This is a genomic window from Mycobacterium colombiense (assembly GCF_001665835.1).
Taxonomy (GTDB): domain Bacteria; phylum Actinomycetota; class Actinomycetes; order Mycobacteriales; family Mycobacteriaceae; genus Mycobacterium; species Mycobacterium colombiense_A.
Genome location: NZ_LZSX01000032.1, coordinates 205,921 through 225,801, shown reverse-complemented (window position 1 = coordinate 225,801; position 19,881 = coordinate 205,921). Strand labels below are relative to the sequence as shown.

Here is a 19,881-nt window from a genome sequence, read left to right as displayed (position 1 = left end):
ACACCACCAGGAGGTCACCGTGCCCATCCGCGACTCCGCCCCGCTGGGCGCCCCATGCTGGATCGACCTGACCACGTCCGACGTCGCCCGCGCCCAGCAGTTCTACGGCGCGGTCTTCGGCTGGACCTTCGCGTCCGCCGGACCCGAGTACGGCGGCTACGTCAATGCCGCCAAGGACGGCCACCCGGTGGCCGGCATCATGGCCAACCGGCCCGAAGCCGGGTCGCCCGACCACTGGGCCACCTACTTCCACACCGCCGACATCGACGCCACCGCCGCCGCGGCAACCGGGGCCGGTGGTGCGGTGTGCATGGCGATGGAGGTGCCCGCCAAGGGCCACATGGCTGTCGCGACCGACCCCGCCGGCGCGGTCTTCGGGCTTTGGCAGCCGCTGGAACACCGCGGCTTCGAGCTCATCGGGGCGGCGGGTGCCCCGGTGTGGCACCAGCTGACCACACGCGGCTACGGCGCGGCCCTCGACTTCTACCGCGATGTCCTGGGATGGCAGACCGAAACAGTGTCCGACACCGACGAATTCCGGTACAGCACGGCGCGATTCGGTGACGAGCAATTGCTCGGCGTGATGGACGGCGCCGCGTTCCTGCCGCAGGACATCCAGTCGAACTGGGCGATCTTCTTCGGCGCCGAGGACGTGGACAAGACGTTGCGGGTGATCGCCGACAACGGCGGCATCGTGGTGCGCGACGCCGAGGACACCCCGTACGGACGGCTGGCCGCCGCGGGCGACCCGACGGGCGCGGTCTTCAACCTGTCCTCGCTGCAGACGTAGCCTCTCGTACGGCGAGCCTCCCGCTCGCTCACGCGGCCCGGTGTGAGAGTCCGTTAATCTCGCTACCATGACTCGCCGACTGCGCCCCGGTTGGCTGGTGGCGTTTTTCGCCGTCGTGGTGTCGGCCAGCGCATGGCTGCCGTGGCTGCGGACGACCGTCAACGGCGGGGGCTGGGCCAACGCCATCGGCGGCGCTCACGGCAACCTGGAACTGCCCCGGGGTTTCGGTGCGGGCCAGCTCATCGTGCTGTTGGCTTCGACGCTGCTGGTGGTCGGCGCGATGATGGGTCGTGGGCTGTCGGTGAAGCTCGCATCGGTTGCTGCGCTGCTGATTTCGCTGTTGATCGTGGCGCTGACGGTGTGGTACTACAAGCTCAACGTCAACCCGCCGGTGTCGGCCGAATACGGGCTGTACGTCGGCGCGAGCGCAGCGGTCTGCGCGGTGGCGTGCTCGCTGGTGGCCGTCATCGCCGCGGCGGCTTCCGGGCGGTCCGGCCGCTGAAGCGTCAGGCCGACGGAAATTCGTGCGTCCCCGACGCGGCGCTGTTCTCGGGCTCGTTCACCCCGAATACGAAGGGCGCGAACACGATTTCACGTCCATCCGGGTCGCGGAAGGTGACCGCGCCCGTGGCCTCCCAATAGGGGTGCTGTTCGACGGGCTCGACGCCCGCCTCCCGCAGGCGCGCCAGGGCGGCGTGCTGCGCCTGTGGGTCGGGAAAGTACAGACACAGCTGTTCGTGATGGTCCACCGCGACGGTGCCGACGGCCTCCACGATTTCCATGGTGAGGTTCCAGCTGGGCAACCCGAAGATGGCGCCGTTGCTTCCGTAGCTGTCCCCGAACGTCTCGTAGAGCGGCAGCCCCACCAGATCGCGGTAGAACTGCACTGTTTCAGCGAAATGGGTGGAGCGGCGCGCGAAACGGATGGCACCGATCGGCGCCAGCTGCGGCGGCCAGTGCGTCGTGTGGTGGGGCTTGTCGGCGCTCATCACAGCCCGATCGCGCCGGCGGCCGAGTCGGCGGTGTCCCAGCGCCGCAGTTGCGCGCCGGGCGCCCACGTCGAGTGGGTTCCGCTGGAAATACGTTCGGGCAGTTGCAGTTTGCACACCGGACCGTCGCCGACCCGGGCGGCGTCGAACACCAGGCAGTAGGAGGCGTCGGTGTTCATGTCGGTGGTGAGGGTGACCAGGTAGCCGTCGTCCTCACCGGAGGCGCCCGCCCGCGGCGCCATCGCGGCCTCGCTTCCGACGACGCCCTCACCGAACCAGAAGCCTTCCTCGGTCCCGGTGCGCAGGTCGTGTTTGACCAGGCCGTCGAACAAGAACCAGCCGGGCTTGCCGGTGGCGGCGTAGGTGTAGCGGTAGGCGCCGCCGGCGCACTCGGGGTTGATGGTGCCGAACTCGGTGATGGACTCCGAGAGCCGCTCTTCTCGCACCGCGCCGGTGACCATGTTGAAGCGCCACCGGTGCAGCCGGGCCTGCAGGCGATCCAGTGCGAGGAAGCGAAACAGCTTCTCCCACTTGGTCCCACCGGTATCGAGCGGGGACGGGTCGCCTTCGAAAAAGCCGTCGAGCACGATCTCGTCGCCGTCCTCATAGGCGTTGGTGAAGTGCAGCACGAACGTCGGGGCGGCCTCGAACCAGCGAATGTCCCCGGTGCCGCCGCGGCGGGGGATCACCGCGAACCGCGACGGCATGTCGGGATAGAAGCGTGGCAGGTGCACGTCGTGTTCGAGCAGTTGGGGATCCCAGAACAGCGGGAAATCGTTGAGGATGGCGTAGTTTTCGGTGAACGCCATGTCGTGGGGGAGACGCGGCCCGGGCAGCGGGATGTCGACATAGTGCGCCAGCTCGTTGCGCTCGTCGACCACGCCGTAGTGCATGTACGGATCTTGCTTGCTGTAGTTGAAGAACAGCAGTTCACCGGTTCTGTTGTCTACCTTGGGATGTGCGGACACGCCCCATTCGGCCGGGAATCCGCCGTTCCAGGACTCCTTGCCCAGCGTGCCGGCCGAGTACGGGTCGATCCGGTACAGGTCGCCGCACTGGTAGAAGCTGGTCAGTGCGATACCGCGGTGGACGATGACGTCCGTGCTCGACGCGTCCTTCATCTTCGTGCGCGCGCCCCAGCCCTGCTCGCGCCGAGCCAGCTGCACGGGCTCGGCCAGACCCGGCCACAGCGGCCCGCCCGCGTCGTTCTCGGCCAGGAAGCCGTCGGTGCGGATGAATCGGTTGCGGTAGAAGGCCTTTCCGTCGCGGAAGCCGACCACGTGCACCATGCCGTCGCCGTCGAACGGGTGATAGGTCTTCAACGCCGGGTGCAGCGGGTTCTCGGTGTTGCGCAGGTAGACGCCGTCCAGGTCGCGGGGAATCTCACCCTCGACTGCGATCAGGTCGTCGGCGTCCCACTCGGTGGTCTGGGGACGCCACGGCCCGGTGCGATACGGGTGGTCGTCGTCTTCGGGCAGGGTGGACAGGAACTTGCCGACGATCTCAACATCCATGGTCACTCGCCTTTGGTGCGCTGACGACGAAACTCACCGTGGCGGCGGTGTCGCCGGGGACGGGCTTCTCCAGCTCGGCGCCCACCACCAGCACGGTGTCGTAGGCGCCCGAGTGCAGATCGGCCATCGCTGACAGCGCCGCCACGCTGCCGGAGGCGCACGCCGCTTCGTGCCGCGAGGCCGGGGTGTCCCAGAGGCCGTCGCACACCGTGGCCCGCATCGCCCCGAGGTGGCCCTGCCGCGCGACCATCTCGCCGAAGGCGTTGGCGACGTGCACCACCGCGATGTCGGCCGCATCGACCCCGGTCGTGGTCGAGGTGGCATCGACGATCTCGTCCGTCAGCGCGGCGAAGTCGCGACCTTCTCTGGTGAGGTTGCGAGCGAAATCGCTTTGATAACCGCCGAGAATCCACCCGCCGGGCGACCCGTCCATAGGCCGACGGTACTCCCGCACGGCGGGGTTGTTGAGGCCTATCGGCGACCCGGGGCGACCGCTTGAGGTCGGCGAAAAGGGCCCAAAAAGGGCGGCCCCGTCGGCTCTCGGGCTGAACCGACGGGACCTAGACGAATGCGAAGGCCGGCCGACGCACTCGCCTCTGTTGGATCATTGCCACCGATGACGGTCGACAAACATGCTGACCCAATCTGTTTGAGTGTGACACGCCTTTCGCGCTGCGCCGGGCGAATGACAAATCTTGTTTTCCGTGTGTGCAACAGAGTGTTTGATGGCTCCGCGCGCGCGAGGCTGAGCTGCGTCAAGGTGGTGCGCCCGTACCGAATACGGATCGGCGGCTGGCGGGGCCCTCGGCGGCGGCTCCGGCGGCCGTCCAGCAAAGTCGATGTCGCTCCCTGCGGGATGCCGCAACCGCCGCGCCGCTGCCGCGGGACCGAGTGGGGAGGTGCCCACTCCGTAACGACAAGCCGGCCTCGGCGGAACGGTCACCCATGGTCCCGCTGGGGCCGTTCCGGGGTCCATCCTGGCATCGCGCCGAGCGCTGGGTAGTCCAGTGTGGGCGCGGCTATGGCAAAGTCAGCCAGGCTTCCCAGCTGCCCATATAGATCGTGAGCTAACCGCATGCAAGGTGTGCGGTGGGCGGGATCGCCGCGTTGCGACACGGTCACGGATGGATACCTATCAGCTCATCACTGGTCACATTTGTCCCGCAAATCACTATCGTCACATGGGCCAGCTAGAGGACGTCAACGCGGTGTCCTACCCCTCGAAAGGTGCTACATGTCGGCGTTTCTGCGAAGTGTGTCGCTATCGATGGCTTCGGTGGCCGCTATCGGATTCGTCCTCGTGGTGGGGCCCGCGCCAATCGCAAACGCCACACCGTGCGGGGCGCCCGAGGCGAACGTCGATCCTCCCGCGGCGCCGCCGGCAATGCCCGCACCCCAGCCGGTCGTCCAGCCGCCGGTCGGTCGCAGGCCCACGCACACGAATGACCAGGCGCCGCTACCGCGGCTGGGTCCGCTGATCTCTTCATTGCTCAAGCCGGCCGCTCCGGGCCGGCAGTACTCCGCACCGGCGCATCCGCGAGCCGAGGTGCCGACGCCCGGACCTGACCCCTCCGCACCGATGTACCCGCAAGCCGCAGTGTTGCCGCCCGGACCCAATCCGTCCCCGCCCGGGGTCCCGGTCCCGCCGAATGCCAACCCGCTGCGCCCGAACGCCGCACCGATGCCGCAGCCGCAGCCACAGCCGGGACCGCCGCCCCCTTCGATCGCGGGGGCTCCGACCTCGCTCGTCGACTGGGTGACCGGACCGAACGGCCCCAACAAGACCCTGCAACGTTTCAGCGTCTCCGGCACCGACCTCGGAATTGCCTGGGACAACGGCGATCCCGCGAACCGTCAGGTACTGATGGCCTTCGGTGACACCTTCGGCTACTGCAAGGTGCACGGCCAGCAGTGGCGCTACAACACCCTGTTCCGCAGCAACGACCACGATCTGTCCAAGGGAATTCACATCGCCGACGGTGTGCCGAACGACAGATACTCCGGCTCGCCGGTGTGGGCGCCCGGGCTTTCGAAGCAGGTCGTCAACACCATCCACAAGGCGGCGCACGAGACGGGCATCATCCCGACCGCGGCGATGTCGATGGGCAGAACCCAGTACATGAGCTACATGTCCATCCGGCAGTGGGGCCGTGACGGCGAATGGTCGACGAACTACTCGGCGATCGCCCGGTCCACCGACAACGGCCAGAACTGGGGGATCTTCCCGACCACCGTTCGCACGGCCTCGCCGGATGCCATTCCGGGAGCTGGGTTTACGCCGGGAAATGAAAACTTCCAGATGGGCGCGTTCATGAAGGGGAACGACGGCTACCTCTACCAGTTCGGCACCCCGTCGGGACGTGGCGGCGCGGCATTCCTCTCGCGCGTCCCACCGAATCAACTGCCCGACCTGACCAAGTACCAGTACTGGAACGGCGACAACGGCGGTCACTGGGTGGCGAACAACCCCGGCGCGGCGACACCGATTTTCCCGGGGCCGGTCGGCGAAATGTCGGCCCAGTACAACAGTTATCTCAAGCAATACCTGGTGCTCTACACCGACGGCGGCAGCAACGACGTCGTGGCACGGACCGCGCCGACGCCGCAAGGGCCCTGGAGTCCCGAGCAGCCGCTGGTGTCCTCGTTCCAAATGCCCGGCGGTATCTATGCGCCGATGATCCATCCCTGGTCGTCCGGACGCGACCTGTACTTCAACCTGTCGCTGTGGTCGGCATACGACGTGATGCTGATGCACACCGTGCTGCCGTAAAACCGTTGCCGTCGAACAATGATGGCCGAGTGAGAGGAGGGCGACGATGATCGCCTTGGAGTATCACGACAATTGTTGCGGCCTCGCCGACCCGCTCACTCCTCTCGCGGCCGCGGCGTTGCCCGACGACGTGCCCATGTCGTCGGCGGGTGAGCTCTCCCGACGGGAGGGGGTCGACGGTGCGGACACCCATACGGTGTTCGACGGCCACCGGCCGGACTTCTGGACAGTGGGAAGGCCGGGGCTCCGAGACATCGAGGTGTGCATCGAAGGCAGCCGCGCCGACGGCCTGGTCAGCCTGGGCCTCGTGGTCAACGGCCTGGACTGCAGTGGTGTTCCGATCGACCAGGCGCTTTCGCTCGCAGACGCCCGGGGGGATGCGGGCGTCTGCGGCGTTAGCTGCCGGGGAGGCGGCCACCTCAAAGCCAGTTAGCCAGCGGCTGACGGCTTTTCACGCGGCCACCGTTGCCGGTCTGTGTCAGGGGGTATCGGCTACGGCGGCGGCGGAATCCACCGCTTGCCGTCCGTCGTCCAACCGCAGGGCAGGTAGTTCCAGTGTGCCGGCGGATTGGCATCGAAACTCAGGCACTTCGGTGTGTAGAACGAGGGCGCGGGAGGAGGCGGTGGCTGCTGGTTCTCGGCGCGGGCGACAGCCCCGCTGAGCGTCACGGCCCCAACGGCTATCAGTGTCGCGACTAGCTTCCGCATCGCAGGCTCGGCTTATGCCCTACGAAGCGACGGGCGCTACGTTTCTTCCCTCACACGCACGGTGTAGATGTTAGTCCTCTTTTCCGCACTTTGTGGGGTCTGACTTTCTACCGCCGGCGTCGGTCAATCACGCGTTTTCGGAACGCGGACCGACCGCCCGCGCCAGGGCGTGGCCGCCGAGTTGCGAGCAGACCTGGCGCACCTACTCCCTCGCCGGCGCCGTGATGATCCGGAATCCGAACAGGTCGTCCACCGCAATGGACGCGTACTGAGAAATCAGGCGGTCGTGTACACAAGTAACGAACAGGAAGTGGACAGGACGTAAACACGAAAAGTAGGATCGCTTGATCATCTACTGGTAGGTGGGGAGTCCGTTGCGGCAGTGGCGGCGCCGTGCAGGAGCATTGCAATGAGGTCTCTCGACGCGGGTTCACCCTCTGCGTCTGCAGCGGGGGCGTGCCTGGCCGCACTACGCGGCATGACCGCTCCCGTGGGTGCGCAAGACCGCCAAGATAGCTGGCGTGCAATCGAAGTCATCGCTGATCGCCATAGTCGCCGTGTCGAATCCTATCTGCAGCGACGGCGGCATCGCCCGTGGCGCAACAGGGGATCCTAGCCTCCGACCCGCAGGTCGAAATCATTGACGGCAGCGGCTGCAGTCCCTCGGACCGAGCCGGCCGGACCGTATGGGTGCCGACGATGTCGCGTTCACGCGCACACCGATAGGCGCGCTCAACGGCCAAGAATGCCGGAGCCCACGAGCAAGTTGCACAGCCTTTCGCCCTGCCACCCGCAGCCACGGGCGTCAGCGTGGCGCGCGATTCAGCGAACAGTCATGTGTGACAACGCCTGTCGGCAGCATGCAAACGAATAGCCGCGCTGATGAGGCGGCAATCCTGGATGACAGGGACACATCAGGTCTGTGAACCCGGGCACGAGAACCAGCGGTGTGGTTGAGCAGACAGGTAAAAGAATGCGGCGGGCGGCCTGAGCGCGACCGTTGCCCAATTAATCACGAGGTATAGCAATGGATTTCGGAGGCTTGCCGCCAGAAGTCAACTCAGGCCGAATGTACGTCGGCGCCGGGTCGGGGCCGATGCTGGCTGCCGCGGCGGCATGGGATGCGTTGGCCGCCGAGCTGCACTCCGCGGCGGCATCGTATGAGTCGGTGATCTCAAACTTGACCGGCGCGTGGCAGGGTCCATCATCGGGCATCATGGTGGCCGCCGAGGCACCGTATACGGCATGGATGAGCGCGACCGCCATCCAAGCTGAGCAAACCGCCAATCAGGCGAGGGCGGCGGCGGCGGCCTATGAGATCGCATTCCTCGCAACGGTGCCACCGCCGGTCATAGCGGCCAACCGAGCGCAATTGATGGCGCTGGTCGCCACCAATTTCTTGGGCCAGAACACTCCGGCGATCATGGCCACCGAAGCGCGGTACGCCGAAATGTGGGCGCAGGATGCCGCGGCAATGTACGGCTACGCCGGCTCGTCGGCAACCGCCGCACAAATAACCCCATTCGGCCAGCCGCCGCAGACCACCAACCCAGGCGGGTCGGCGGTACAAGCCGCTGCCGTCGTGCACGCGACCGGTGGCTCTGTCGCGACGAACACGCAAACCGCACTGCCGCAATTGATGTCGGCCGTGCCGCAATCGCTGCAGAGCCTGACCACGCCCACCGCCGCTGATCCGTCGCTGCTATCTGCGTTCGACTCGGCCTTCACGGGTCCGTTGGGGCCCGTCTCGTTGTATGGCATTGGGGGCAGCCCGTACCTGCTGGGTGTCGAAAGCTACCTGGTTCCCCAGAACGTGGCCAACGTGAACAGCGCCAGACAACGACTCGACAGGGACAGGTCGAAGCTGGGCCAGCTCGGCAGCGGCCCGGGTTCGGAGACGCGGGTTGTGCGCTCGACGGCGCCCGCCGGCGCCGGAACATCAACGGGCATCGGCCGTGCCGGTGTCGTCGGTCGTTTGTCCGTGCCGCAGGGATGGGCCGCGGCGGCACCGGAAATCCGCTCGGTCGCCGCGGTGTTGCCGCAGGCCGCTTTTGCCGGTGCCCCGGCCGCCGTCGCCACGGAGGCGCAGGGGTCGCTGTTCGGCAACATGGCCGCATCCGGCCTGGCCGGGCGCGCCGTGGCCGCCGCCGGTGGTGGTTCTGCTCACGGAATGGGCGTCGGGGGCAGCGCATTCGGACGGGCGGCGACCACCGCCACGATCATCGTCATCAACGCCGACGACGCGCAGGAATAGCCGCGATCGCCAATACCAAGGAGCAGCAATGGATTTTGGAGCCTTACCGCCGGAAATCAACTCCGGCCGGATGTACGCCGGGCCCGGCTCGGGCTCGATGTTGGCCGCGGCATCGGCATGGGATGGATTGGCCGCCCAGCTTTATTCTGCGTCCGCAGCGTACGAGTCGGTGATCTCGAACCTGGCCAGCGGCTGGCAGGGTGCGTCGTCGGTGGCGATGGCGGCCGCGGCGGCGCCGTACGTGGAGTGGATGGGCGCCACCGGCGCGCAGGCCGAGCGGGCCGCCGCCCAAGCCAGAGCGGCGGCGGCGGCCTATGAGACCGCGTTCCTGGTGACCGTGCCCCCGGTCTCGATCGCCGAAAACCGTCGTCAGGCGGCATCGCTGGTGGCGACCAACGTGTTCGGCCAGAACACCGCCGCGATCGCGGCCACCGAGGCGGAGTACGGGCAGATGTGGGCGCAGGACGCCGCCGCGATGTACGGCTACGCCGGTTCCTCGGCGACCGCCGCGCAGATGTCGCCGTTCAACCCGGCGCCGCAAACCACCAATCCAGTTGGAGCGGCTGGTCAATCCGGGGCGGTCGCCCAAGCCGCCGGCACGGCGCCCACCAACGCGCAGTCGGCCTTGTCGCAGCTGATGTCGACGACCCCGCGAACCCTGCAAGGCCTCGCATCGCCCGCCGCGTCTCCCGCGGCCGATCCGTCGTCGCAGGCGTCTTCATTGGCGACGTGGCTGAACAACCTGAATTCCACACCGTTGGCGAGGATCGCCGCGAACGTCGAGTTCGTCACCAAGGCCCTCCGTCCGGTCAACGACACGTTGCTGAGCATCAGCCTGGGCATGGTGGCGACGGCGCGGACGTGGAGCGATACGGCGGTCGAACTGGAGGGACCGCTGTTCGCCTCGCTGGGTTCGAGCACGCAGGCGGCGGGCGCGGCCGGCGCGTCTGCCGTATCGGCGAGTGCCGGCAGCGCGGGTCTCGCCGGGGCGTTGTCCGTGCCGCCGGGCTGGGCCGCGGCCGGTCCCGGGGTCAAGCTCGCCGCCACCGTGTTGGAGTACACCAGCGCTGGCGCCGCGCCGACGGTCGCGGCTGCCGCGAGTGGCCTCTCGGGCGAGATGGCCTTGGCGGCCTTGGCCGGCAGCGCGCTCGGCGGTGGCGTGCCCCGCGGATTCAGCGCAGGCGCGGTGCGAGGTTCGGGCCGCCGCCCGTCGGATAACGAAGGCAAAACCCCGGACAAGCTCAAGACCGTCCTGGCGGAATTGCAGCAGGCGCCCGAGGCGGTGCAGCACTGGCACACCGACAAGGCGCATCTGGAAAGCCTTTTGGATCAGCTGGCCAAGAAGCCGGGCGTGCACGCCGTGCACCTGTCCTCGGCCGACAAATCCAAGGCCACGCCGCCGCGGGCCACCTGGGGATGACGACGCGTCGGCCGGGGTGAAACGGCGGCGCCTACGCGGCGCTGTGGCGATGCCAGAGCGCTTGCGCCGACGCCTTCTTCGGCGCGCGGCTCCCGGTCGGCAGGCGAGACACGGAAGCCAGCGTCACCTCGCTGCCCAGTGCGCGACGCCCGGCGGTACGACGGATCCACCACGCTGCCGTGAGGGCCACGGCGGCCAGCGCGAGGGCCAACACGATCACGACGTCTCCTAGGGCGAGCAGCAGGATGGTGCCCGCTATGACCCACAGCGTCTCGGCTATGGGGAAACGGGCATCGGAGCGTTGGCGAATGATGGTCTGCCGCATGTCAGCCTCGCTGAGTGAGGGCCACCTTCTGAACTAGTGACCGCAATTTGCAACACCTGAGCGGCCGAAAGGCTGCCCGTGCCGGGGACCGAGGTGACCCAACTCACTACCGCTTATGGAGTCGAGGCGGCGACGCGTTTCTGGTTCGCCAGGGCGGTAAGGCCCATGCCGAGGAACACCGCCGCGCCGCCACCGGTCACGATCGCACCGACCGGTCGCAGCGTCTCGTGTCGGATGCCGCGCAGGGTCGCGACAATGTCCAGGGCGTCGGTGAGCAGCCCAAGTTGCAATGCGCGGGTGCGCAGCCGCGGTGATGTGGGATCCGCGACGGCCAGGGCCAGCGTCAATTCGCGAGACCCGAAGAGCTGGGTGAGAAGGGGTTGCTGTTTGGCAGAACCCAGTCCAAACAGGCGGGCAGCTCTGATCGGGGCCGCCCATGAGGCCACGCCGGTGGCGAAGCGCAGTGCGGCGAATGTCGGGATGAGGGCACTGTTCGATCTGGTGGTCATGGGACCATCCTCTTCCGGCGAGCCGTCGATGCACACCCCTTACGCGATCGGCCGCATGCCGGAGACGTCGAAGTGCCGCGTTGGCAGGATTTGGACCCGCGAAGCCGACTTTGGAGTCGGTAGTTACCCCAGGTTGCCGTTGGGTACCGTCAGCCGGTGTCGCGCAACGGGTTTCGCCATCGCAGCCGCATCAACGTCCGCCGCACGGCGAGATGGCAAACTCGTGTGCCTACTATCCTGCGATTGAGGACCGGGGCCCGCTGGGCCGCCGCGCTCAGCAGATTCCTAACAGATTCTTGGGAGATTGCTGGCTTGCCTCTCAGCAGATGACAAGAGGCATGGTGGAGGATCAATTCATGGTCGACCCCACCGCCCTCGTCGCATCCCGCATCATCGAACACTCTGCCGCGTATCTGAAGTGCGGTCATTGCCAACGAGTGGCCACCAAAGCAAATTCTGTAATCCGGCGGTTGCCCGGGATTGATGTGGTGTTATGCCACGACTGCCAATTCGAGCGGCTCACGGCAGCGCTGCCCCTGGTGTGCACGGAAGTCGAGGAGGGCGACGCGAGCGCGGTCGCCTAGGGCCGGCGGGATTGACGCGGAACTGAGAACCTCGTCGGGGTGCCCGGCGTGACCGCGCTAAGCCGAGAAAAACATCTCTGACGTGCCCCCGGCAGGATTCGAACCTGCGCAACCTGGACGGCTGACTCAACGGCGCGACCAGCAATTATGGTGTGCTACAACGGATTACGTGCCAAAAGGCGAACTCAGTTGATACCAACACACACCAGCTCCGGCCAACCTTGATAACATGTTGATAGCACTCCAGCCCATCAGCGCAGCTAATCGGCAGGTATGCAAGTAATCAATTCGGCGTAATGAATCTACAGGGGCCAAAGATGGGCGATCCGACGAAGCTTGATCCACCAAGGCGGGTGGTGTGATGCCCGCAACCAAAGGTCACAGAAATTGGGGCTGGCTTCGAAAGCTGCCAAGCGGCAAGTACCAGGCGTCTTACCTCAAAGACGGCACGCGCTACAAAGCTGCCGGAACGTTTGACACCAAGCTCAACGCCGAAGGTTGGCTAGCCAACGAAAAGAACTATCTAGATCGTTGCCGGATGACAGGGGAGACGTGGAAATCTCCCGAGCAGCGCCGCGACGAAGGTAAGGCCGCTGTGTTGCTTCTAGGCGATTACGGCAAGCAAGTGATCGAAGAGCGTAAAACCAAAGAAACCACGCGAAGCCTCTATAACTCTCTGTGGACCAACCACGTCCAAGAGCGGTTAGGCATCATCCCGCTGCGCGAATTGAACGCCGAAGCGATCAGAGCGTGGTACGCGCGGCTAGATGGCGACACGACCAAGCGCCACGCTTACAGCCTTTTGAACATGGTGTGCAACGTAGCCGTCAAAGACGGCTTGCTGGTTCGCAACCCTTGCCAGATTGACGGGGCGATGACAACCAAGCGCAAGCGCGAACCGGAGATTTTGGCCGTTGACGAGCTAAACGCGGTTGCCGATGCCATGCCGGAACGATTCAAGCTCTTGGTTCTGCTCTCGGCCTGGTGCGGCCTGCGGTGGGGTGAAGCAACCGAGCTGCGCCGAAGCGATATCAACGCCAATCGCGACCAGATCACCATTTCGCGCGCTGTGACCCACGTAGGCAAGTGCCGAATCGATACGACCAAATCAGGCAACGTCCGTTATGTCTCGATTCCGGCCAGCTTGCGCCGATCGGTTGAAGATCACCTAGCGCAGCACGTCGAAAGCCAAAGAGACGCCTTGCTGTTCAAACCGTTTATGGGCGGTTGCCACGTCAACGACCAGGTATTTGCAAAGACTTGGTACAAACCGGCCTTGAAAGATGCTGGCAGGGAAAAGGTTCGAATCCATGACCTGCGGCACTTCGGCGCAACGATGATGGCCCACGCTGGCGCAAGCCCAACCGAGATAGCTTTGTTTCTGGGTCATTCAACGCCAACCATGTCTATGCGCTACACAGCGGCGACAGCTAGCCGAATGACGCACTTGGCCGATAGGCTGTCTAAGATGGCTGAAACCGTCCAAAAGGCAAGCTAATCACCAGCTTTGAATCATCCGCTATCGGTGTCGCAGGTATTTAACCTGCCGGGGCTTGCTGGTCAAGGCCATATCTGTGCCGTTCGTGCTATCAGCGTGCTACCAGCTTGCCGTTCGCCCTGGTGGCAGGGCTTTTAGAGCGCCAATGTCGCGGTTGACCTGGTTGGCTACCCGGTAGGCATCATCGCCGGTGATGTGGAAAGCCTCTGAGCGCCCCTCTGGGCCAGCGGGTCGGGGTCGCCGGTATTGCCTATCGCCGCGCTGTTGTTCGGCTTGCTCCGTGGCGCTCAGGCGGTCGGATTCATAACCTCGGGGCGCGGGGTCGCGGGGATTGCCAGAGTCGGACTCCGCCGAGGCCGGCGGGGCTTCGTAATCATACGAATTGGGTTGTCCTGCAATTGATTCCGCCTGCTCATCGAACAACGGCCAATCTGCCGAAGCACGTTTGCTATCAGCATGATTGGTGCCAGAATCAGGCCGCTCGCTAGAGATGGAATCGAATATCTCTTCGTAAGGTGCTGTACCTTGGCTCAGCACAACCTCATTCGGTGCTTTGAGGCCAGCGCGGTCCAAAGCGTCACGAATCGCAGCTAGCTTGACCGCCGCTGAGATATCGGGATCAATTGCCATGCCTAGCAACTCTTTTGCCATGCGGTCGGCTGCGTTCTCTAAACGAGCACGAGCAGCCATCTTGACGTGTTTGGCCGCTCCACCGTGAAACCTGCAAACGGTTCCGCCCCGAATCGCTGGGTTGCTGCACTGCGAGCCGTCTTTTTTGTGAGCCTTGCAACGACGTTGCGGCACAGCAGAATTCGTCCAATCTCGGCCGTTCGAAGGTCTTGAATCACTTGCCTTTTGAGAATCGGACGCCGGTTCGTGCGACGCAGGCGATTTCATAGCTTTTTCACCCGATAGGTTACCCACTGGCTTATCAATGACAGCCGGAAGATTATCGTTAGGTTCACTAGCCGAAATTCCAAGCGCTTCGCGAAGTTTCAACAATTCCGCCTGTATCTCTTCTTCGCTCATTCCAGCGTCACGCATCATCTTGATAGCAACTGTTCGTTGGCGCTTGTATTCAGCGCGCCTGCGCTTAGCATCCATCATTTCACCTTCAAATCTATTTCGTAGAAACAATCTTCGTTAGTAGCTTTGCAGGCTGCGCGAAGCAAAATCTTGTCGGCGTTAGTCAAACTCGACAAGTTCACCCAATGTGTATGTCCGCGTTGGCCTTTGTGGTATGGGCATTGAATCCTTACCCGTGTGCGGTCTACGTCTACTTCTACTATTACCGCTCGCAGAATCTGTTGTGTATCACTACGTTTCATTCAACCTCTTTCAATCAATCGTGTTGATTCACAATATGTTTAGTGGGCCCACTTCTGGCCCGGTTCGTTTGCTAGCTCCACACTCTGCGGTCACACTCCGCCCTAAGCTCCCGCACTGCATGGCAGTAGTGCCTTTGCAGCCGTGCGGGGCAATGCTCGCCAGAATCACACTATGCGGGGGCCGCGTTGCATCTTTTTGCAGGTAATCACCTATTTTCACGAGATGTGATGCGGGCCGCGTTTCGTGCCGCGTAGTGTGACAGCAAACTACCGGTACACTCTGCGGCACACTATGCGGCTGACCAGCGTAAATCGGGCCAAATCCGTTTGCTGAGTTCACCTTTGACCGCCTGTGCCGACTTCGCGGCCACGTTTGAATCGCACTATTTCATACAGCCGTGTCGAATCCCGATACGGTCGTTCTTCCCGAATTTTCACGCTTACCAAGTATTCTTCGCGAATTGCCTTGTCCCACAGGTCGCGCCAGTCGTCGCGCGAAAGACCGCTGAATGCTTCCGGAAGCTTGTTTGTAGCGTTGGTTTTGTTGGTCGTTGGGTTGCGGTCTACATAGTCTTGCAACGCGCGGATGGCTTCGCCTTCGTTGATAAGCACATTAAGTTTGGCGCTGGCAACCGGATTCGGCTTCTTGACCACCCAATCGCAGGTATCCCACACGATGACGTGAGGGTCGCTCATATCTCGCGTTAGGTGCCAATCGACGTCATAGCGCATGGAACCCGCACGGCGCGTGCCGTATTCGACTTCCAGCTTCGCGAAGCTGTCCGCACCAAACGTCTGAAATTTTTCGCGGTGGCGCTGCAAGCTCCAAGAGTCGACCCACTGACTCATGCCGCTAAAACCGATGTCATCTAGGTCTAGACGGCTGTCATCTGCCGACTTGTTGATATGATCGCCAATGATCAGAGCTGCATACGGCTCGATGATTTCACGTACCTTCGCGAGCATCGGCCCCCGCGAGTACACGTTGCTTACCTCAACATCTTTCGGGTGGTATGCGTACAGCGGATCGATACAGACCAAAACCGGCTGCACCGTATCCAAGTGATGCTTGAGCGCGCCGAGGAACTCTGAATCATCAAGCGGCGCAATTGGAAACATCGCGTAAAAGGGTAGGTCATTCAGATCATCTGCGGAGATAGCGTAGCGTTTTGCGATGGCACGATGGCGGCTCTTAAACTCGTCTTGTCCACCTTCGCCAGTTAGATACAACACCGGACCTGGCGTAAAGACCGGAAACTCGTCTAGGTAATTCAACTGCGTAGCCACCGAGATACCTAGCGAATGCATACTCCATGTCTTGAAGGTTTTCTTTTTGCCCGCGACGCCGCCAGCGGACTTTTCCGGCCAGACACCGCCGACCAGCCAGCGCACCGGGTCTATCTTGGACGCAAGTTCCTTCGCTGAGGTTAGGGCGAATTTTTCCCACGGCAAGCCGCCATCGGTTGAACCTTCGTCATCATCGCCGGGATACGGGTAAGCCTTGCCGTCTACCCATACAACCTCTTCGTCCATATCTATTTGTTCCTTGCGGGTATCGGTGCCGAAGCTTCGCGCCATGATTTCCCGGCGTTTGATTGGGTCATCAGCGTTGGCGCGGCTTACGGCATCGCGCATCATTCTGTCGAACTCGCGCCTATCGTGGCTTGGATCGCCTGCGGTAGCCTCGTGCCACTTTTGAAGCAGTGCCTTGGCACCGGCCTTGGCGGGGTACGCCTGAGCGTGTGCCTCTTTGAACACCAGACACAGGACGTCAAACATCGCGTCATGGCGGTTTTTGTCGCCTTCGTCCACCAGGCGTTCAAACCGGCTAGTAGCTAGGTCTAGGCAGTAGGCGAGGTTATCGCCTTCGTTGCCTGTATAGGCAGCAAAGAACGCTTTGACATCGGAATCGCCACGTGGGGGAGCTGGCACAACAAACGCTCTAGCTTGAGCTGGCAGCTCTGGGACCTCGCCAGGGCGGGGGCACAGGTAACGACCGCCTTTGGTGTGCGGTGTTGGTTCGGCGACGATGATGGTGTTGCCTGAGCGAACCTCACCGGCCTTGCCATCGACTAGCTGGATAGCGCCAGATGTATAGAGCACATCAGAAGCAAAGATGTAGTGGCCGCGCTCTGATTCTGTGTTAGCGCGCGTGTAGTGAATCAAGCCTTGCCGTAGGCACTGAAGTTCATCGGGAAGCTCGTCTAGATCAATGTCGAAGGCAACTATCTCGCTAGCGCCAGTGTGCAAACCAATGCCCGCATTGGGGTATCTGGCCCACCAGCTAGCCACGGTTGATTCGTCACATGACGATTTCGCCGGCCAACCAACGCCTAGGATACTGCCGGCATTCTTCGTCTTGGGGTCAATCGGTACAACCGAGAAACCCGCTCGCGCGTACCGGACCGCTGCATGGCTTACCGAAAGGCTTGCGACACCAGGCCATTGGCGTATAGTCGGCATCGGTCATGTTCTCTTCTGTTGCGGGACGGATTGGCGCGGACCACTGAGATACCGGCAAGTCTTAACGAATGAGTCTTGTCGGTATCTCTTGTTTGCGCACAACATGATTCAAGACCAGGGATCATCGCCGTCATCATCGTCCGTGGACAGATTCGGATTTATGAATGATTCCTGATCTGTTCCAAAAGCGATGATCTGGCGCTTCTGAGTCATCCGCCGCTCAAAGTTGTCTAGTTCGAACCACTCCCGGCACGCAGCACAGCTTGCGTAGATGCAGACAAATTCTCCTGATTTGATCGCAAACCGTTGCTCAGCGTGTTCGACGTTGCAGCCGTTATGTAACCGAACGTCGCAGCGGTTATAGCGTGAAAGACGCTCGCGGGCAACATCTTCCCATGTATAAAAGCCTGACAGCGGAATCAGGGCCTCTGGCGCGCCTGCGAGTATCGCGTACAGACGGTTCATTGTCTGCGGAAACTTCGAATCATACTGTAGCCCACTGTGTTCATCGATCTCGGTCGAACCTTCGTGGCCCCGCATACCTACGCTGTTCAATGAAAATCCAACACGATACCGATAGTTATCAATTGTTTCCTTCGCGAGCTGTTGCGCGTCAGGATCACGGTCAAGCTTGCTGATCTGCACAGAATCGGCCTGTGCGATGTCTTGAGCCATCCTATCTATGTGCGCCCAATTGTCCGGCATGACAACGGATTGCCCTAGCCTGGCCCGCGTCTGATTTATTCGGTGATGTATCTCTCGATTGTCGTCATAACCGGCAAACGGATCATAGGTCAGTGGATCAAAGCTCATGCGGAGTGCCTAAGAGCTTCGATCCAGGCATCCACATCAGAACGGTGCCAGTAGACGCGCGCACCAATACGAGTGCATTTCAATAACTTTCGGCCTTCGTAGGTAGCTCTAATTACGCTGCGTTCGGTGATGTGTCTTAGACCCTTTGAGTGAAGATAGGCGACGATGCCTGCCCTATCGAAAAACTCGCTCTCGATTGCTGGCGCAGGAGAATGCGACATATTGAATCCCTTTCGGATTTAAAATAACCGCTCAGATAGGCGATTTCGGCCTAACTCGGCCTGACAATTCAGGATAACGCGGGAAATGTTGGGGCGCAATGGCACTCGCCGCCGCATATGCTTGCACTCGCCGCGCGCAAGAGGGACAATGCGGATATGGGCATGGTGCCAGTCCTGTAAGACTTCCCCATAGGCGTTCTCCGCGCGGTGGCCTGCTCAGCGGAAAAGCCGCCGTCGCCTGCGTAATTGCCTCTCCTACCTGGCAATTCGCAGCGCTGGACGGTTGCCGTTTAACCGCATAATGAACAGGAAATCTAATGTTGCCTCAACGTGAATCCCTCTGGCTAAAACAACCTTTTGGCTCCACTTCGGGTATAAACCTGGAATCAGACTCGCTTGTCAATACGACCGCCGATGGCGTTGACGTTAACCAACTGTGGGCAGAGGTACAGGGTGTACTCCAAGCCTGGAATTCCGAGCGTGAGTCTGTTACGCAGCTTTTGACGCATCAAACTATCAATGCCGCTGATGCGGTGCCTCAAGCCATCGAAGATGAAAGCTTCGAAGAGGCAACCGAAGTCGGCTCGCCCGTCAGCATCCGCGCTCCCGGCAACGCAATCTTGCTAGGCAACACGTTGCTTGACTTCGACAAGGCGGGACGGTTTTCGTGGAAGTTTTTGCGCGACAGCACTGCTGAGCAGATTCGCGCGGTGACCAACTACGCACTTGCAGCGGATTCAAAACTCTGCAATGGATTGATCATGAATCGTTTGTTTGATCCTGAGCCTGACTACAACGAATTCAATCACACAGTTTACGGGCTCTGGAACGGCACAGATGGGATGATCCCGCCGCCGTACCTCGGAAAGACGTTCCCTGCCAACCATTCTCACTACCTGGTAAGTCAAGGTGAGATAATCGACTCTGGCGACCTGGACGATTCAATCAAGACGATTACCGAGCACGGCTACGGTGTAGCTGCAAACTCGCAGTTGATTGCGTTCATGAACGAAGTCGAGGCCGAGCAGGTTTCAAGCTTCAAAGCTGGTGAGGAAAACAATAATTCCATCATTGCTCGACACGACTTCATTCCTAGCCTTGGATCGCCTGCTTGGCTAACGCCCGATCAGATCATCGGCAGGCAAGCGCCAGCTCAATACAACGGTCTGAAAATCGATGGTTCATATGGGCCGCTGTGGATTGTTAGGACGCAGTACATTCCGGCGGGCTACGTCGCCACTATCGCAACTGAGGGTCCGAACAGCCCCAACAACGCGGTTTCAGTGCGCCAGCACACCAACTCGTCGTATCAGGGTTTAAGGACGATACCGGGAAATAACCCCACCTACCCTCTGCTCGAAAGTTTCTGGACACGTTGCATCGGTGTGGGCACGAGGCACCGCGGAGCGGCAGCCGTGACCCAAATCAAGGCAACCGGCAGCTATGACGTTCCGTCCATCCCGATGTGATGACTGATGAATTCTTCAAAATGGTTGGCTGACAACCTGACTCAAGTAGTTGTTGCCCTGGCACAAGCTGGGGCAGCACTTGAGTCGGCACAGCCACAGAACACAACGAATGAACAGGTGGCGCAATGAGTTACGGACGAACGCAGTACGCCGAAGAACCGCGATACTGTGATGCTTACGAAGAGGGAAGAGGGCCATCAGAACTCGGCTTTGTTCCGGCCTACGT

17 protein-coding genes and 1 pseudogene are annotated in these 19,881 nt (G+C 62.3%); 9 read left to right on the top strand and 9 right to left on the bottom strand.

Annotated elements, in window-relative coordinates; translation table 11 throughout:
- Positions 1–19: 19 nt before the first annotated feature.
- Complete coding sequence (locus A5760_RS07595; RefSeq protein WP_064879322.1) at positions 20–790, top strand: VOC family protein; 771 nt, start codon at positions 20–22, stop codon at positions 788–790.
- Positions 791–857: 67 nt separating this feature from the next.
- Positions 858–1,292: a hypothetical protein gene (locus A5760_RS07590; protein WP_064879271.1), complete on the top strand. Its 435-nt coding sequence runs from the start codon at positions 858–860 to the stop codon at positions 1,290–1,292.
- Between the two features lie 4 nt (positions 1,293–1,296).
- On the opposite strand, the gene A5760_RS07585 is transcribed toward A5760_RS07590, so the two are convergent.
- The 3 genes and pseudogenes from A5760_RS07585 to A5760_RS07575 all read right to left on the bottom strand — a co-directional run.
- A complete protein-coding gene (locus A5760_RS07585) occupies positions 1,297–1,779 on the bottom strand; it encodes a VOC family protein (protein WP_064879268.1) in 483 nt (160 codons plus the stop codon).
- A complete protein-coding gene (locus A5760_RS07580; RefSeq protein ID WP_064879266.1) occupies positions 1,779–3,293 on the bottom strand; it encodes a carotenoid oxygenase family protein in 1,515 nt (504 codons plus the stop codon). Before A5760_RS07580 ends, A5760_RS07585 begins: the two co-directional genes overlap by 1 nt.
- Positions 3,294–3,333: 40 nt before the next feature.
- A pseudogene (locus tag A5760_RS07575) lies at positions 3,334–3,726 on the bottom strand (thiolase domain-containing protein); the annotation flags it as partial.
- An 801-nt stretch (positions 3,727–4,527) separates the two neighbouring features.
- Here A5760_RS07575 and A5760_RS07570 point away from each other — a divergent pair.
- Positions 4,528–6,063, top strand: a complete 1,536-nt coding sequence (locus tag A5760_RS07570) for a DUF4185 domain-containing protein (RefSeq protein ID WP_064879262.1) — start codon at positions 4,528–4,530, stop codon at positions 6,061–6,063.
- Positions 6,064–6,109: 46 nt separating this feature from the next.
- Entirely contained in the window at positions 6,110–6,496 is a 387-nt protein-coding gene (locus tag A5760_RS07565) for a hypothetical protein (protein WP_064879261.1), read from the top strand.
- A gap of 59 nt (positions 6,497–6,555) precedes the next feature.
- Here A5760_RS07565 and A5760_RS26035 read toward each other — a convergent pair whose 3' ends face one another.
- Entirely contained in the window at positions 6,556–6,771 is a 216-nt protein-coding gene (locus tag A5760_RS26035) for a hypothetical protein (RefSeq protein ID WP_082279381.1), read from the bottom strand.
- A gap of 1,027 nt (positions 6,772–7,798) precedes the next feature.
- On the opposite strand from A5760_RS26035, the gene A5760_RS07560 reads away from it, so the two are divergent.
- The gene (locus tag A5760_RS07560) at positions 7,799–9,025 is read left to right on the top strand and encodes a PPE family protein (protein ID WP_064879259.1); all 1,227 of its coding nucleotides are present in this window, start codon (positions 7,799–7,801) and stop codon (positions 9,023–9,025) included.
- Positions 9,026–9,053: 28 nt separating this feature from the next.
- Entirely contained in the window at positions 9,054–10,445 is a 1,392-nt protein-coding gene (locus A5760_RS07555) for a PPE family protein (RefSeq protein WP_064879257.1), read from the top strand.
- Positions 10,446–10,476: 31 nt separating this feature from the next.
- On the opposite strand, the gene A5760_RS07550 is transcribed toward A5760_RS07555, so the two are convergent.
- Positions 10,477–10,770 carry a hypothetical protein gene (locus A5760_RS07550; RefSeq protein WP_064879255.1) on the bottom strand — a complete coding sequence of 98 codons (294 nt, stop codon included), beginning with the start codon at positions 10,768–10,770 and terminating at the stop codon, positions 10,477–10,479.
- A gap of 113 nt (positions 10,771–10,883) precedes the next feature.
- Positions 10,884–11,279, bottom strand: coding sequence for a hypothetical protein (locus tag A5760_RS07545; protein ID WP_064879320.1), 396 nt, complete (start codon positions 11,277–11,279; stop codon positions 10,884–10,886).
- A 356-nt stretch (positions 11,280–11,635) separates the two neighbouring features.
- On the opposite strand from A5760_RS07545, the gene A5760_RS07540 reads away from it, so the two are divergent.
- Together A5760_RS07540 and A5760_RS07535 are read left to right on the top strand one after the other, a co-directional pair.
- A complete protein-coding gene (locus A5760_RS07540; protein ID WP_155764241.1) occupies positions 11,636–11,863 on the top strand; it encodes a hypothetical protein in 228 nt (75 codons plus the stop codon).
- A gap of 361 nt (positions 11,864–12,224) precedes the next feature.
- On the top strand, positions 12,225–13,361 hold the full coding sequence (locus A5760_RS07535; RefSeq protein WP_064879251.1) for a tyrosine-type recombinase/integrase: 1,137 nt from the start codon (positions 12,225–12,227) through the stop codon (positions 13,359–13,361).
- Positions 13,362–13,460: 99 nt separating this feature from the next.
- Here A5760_RS07535 and A5760_RS26625 read toward each other — a convergent pair whose 3' ends face one another.
- From A5760_RS26625 to A5760_RS26620, 3 genes are all read right to left on the bottom strand, one after another.
- Positions 13,461–14,465, bottom strand: a complete 1,005-nt coding sequence (locus A5760_RS26625; RefSeq protein WP_155764239.1) for a hypothetical protein — start codon at positions 14,463–14,465, stop codon at positions 13,461–13,463.
- Between the two features lie 560 nt (positions 14,466–15,025).
- Complete coding sequence (locus A5760_RS07530; RefSeq protein WP_082279380.1) at positions 15,026–17,152, bottom strand: AAA family ATPase; 2,127 nt, start codon at positions 17,150–17,152, stop codon at positions 15,026–15,028.
- Positions 17,153–17,260: 108 nt separating this feature from the next.
- Complete coding sequence (locus A5760_RS26620; protein ID WP_155764238.1) at positions 17,261–17,965, bottom strand: hypothetical protein; 705 nt, start codon at positions 17,963–17,965, stop codon at positions 17,261–17,263.
- Positions 17,966–18,503: 538 nt separating this feature from the next.
- On the opposite strand from A5760_RS26620, the gene A5760_RS07525 reads away from it, so the two are divergent.
- Complete coding sequence (locus A5760_RS07525; RefSeq protein ID WP_064879248.1) at positions 18,504–19,655, top strand: hypothetical protein; 1,152 nt, start codon at positions 18,504–18,506, stop codon at positions 19,653–19,655.
- Positions 19,656–19,881 lie beyond the last annotated feature (226 nt).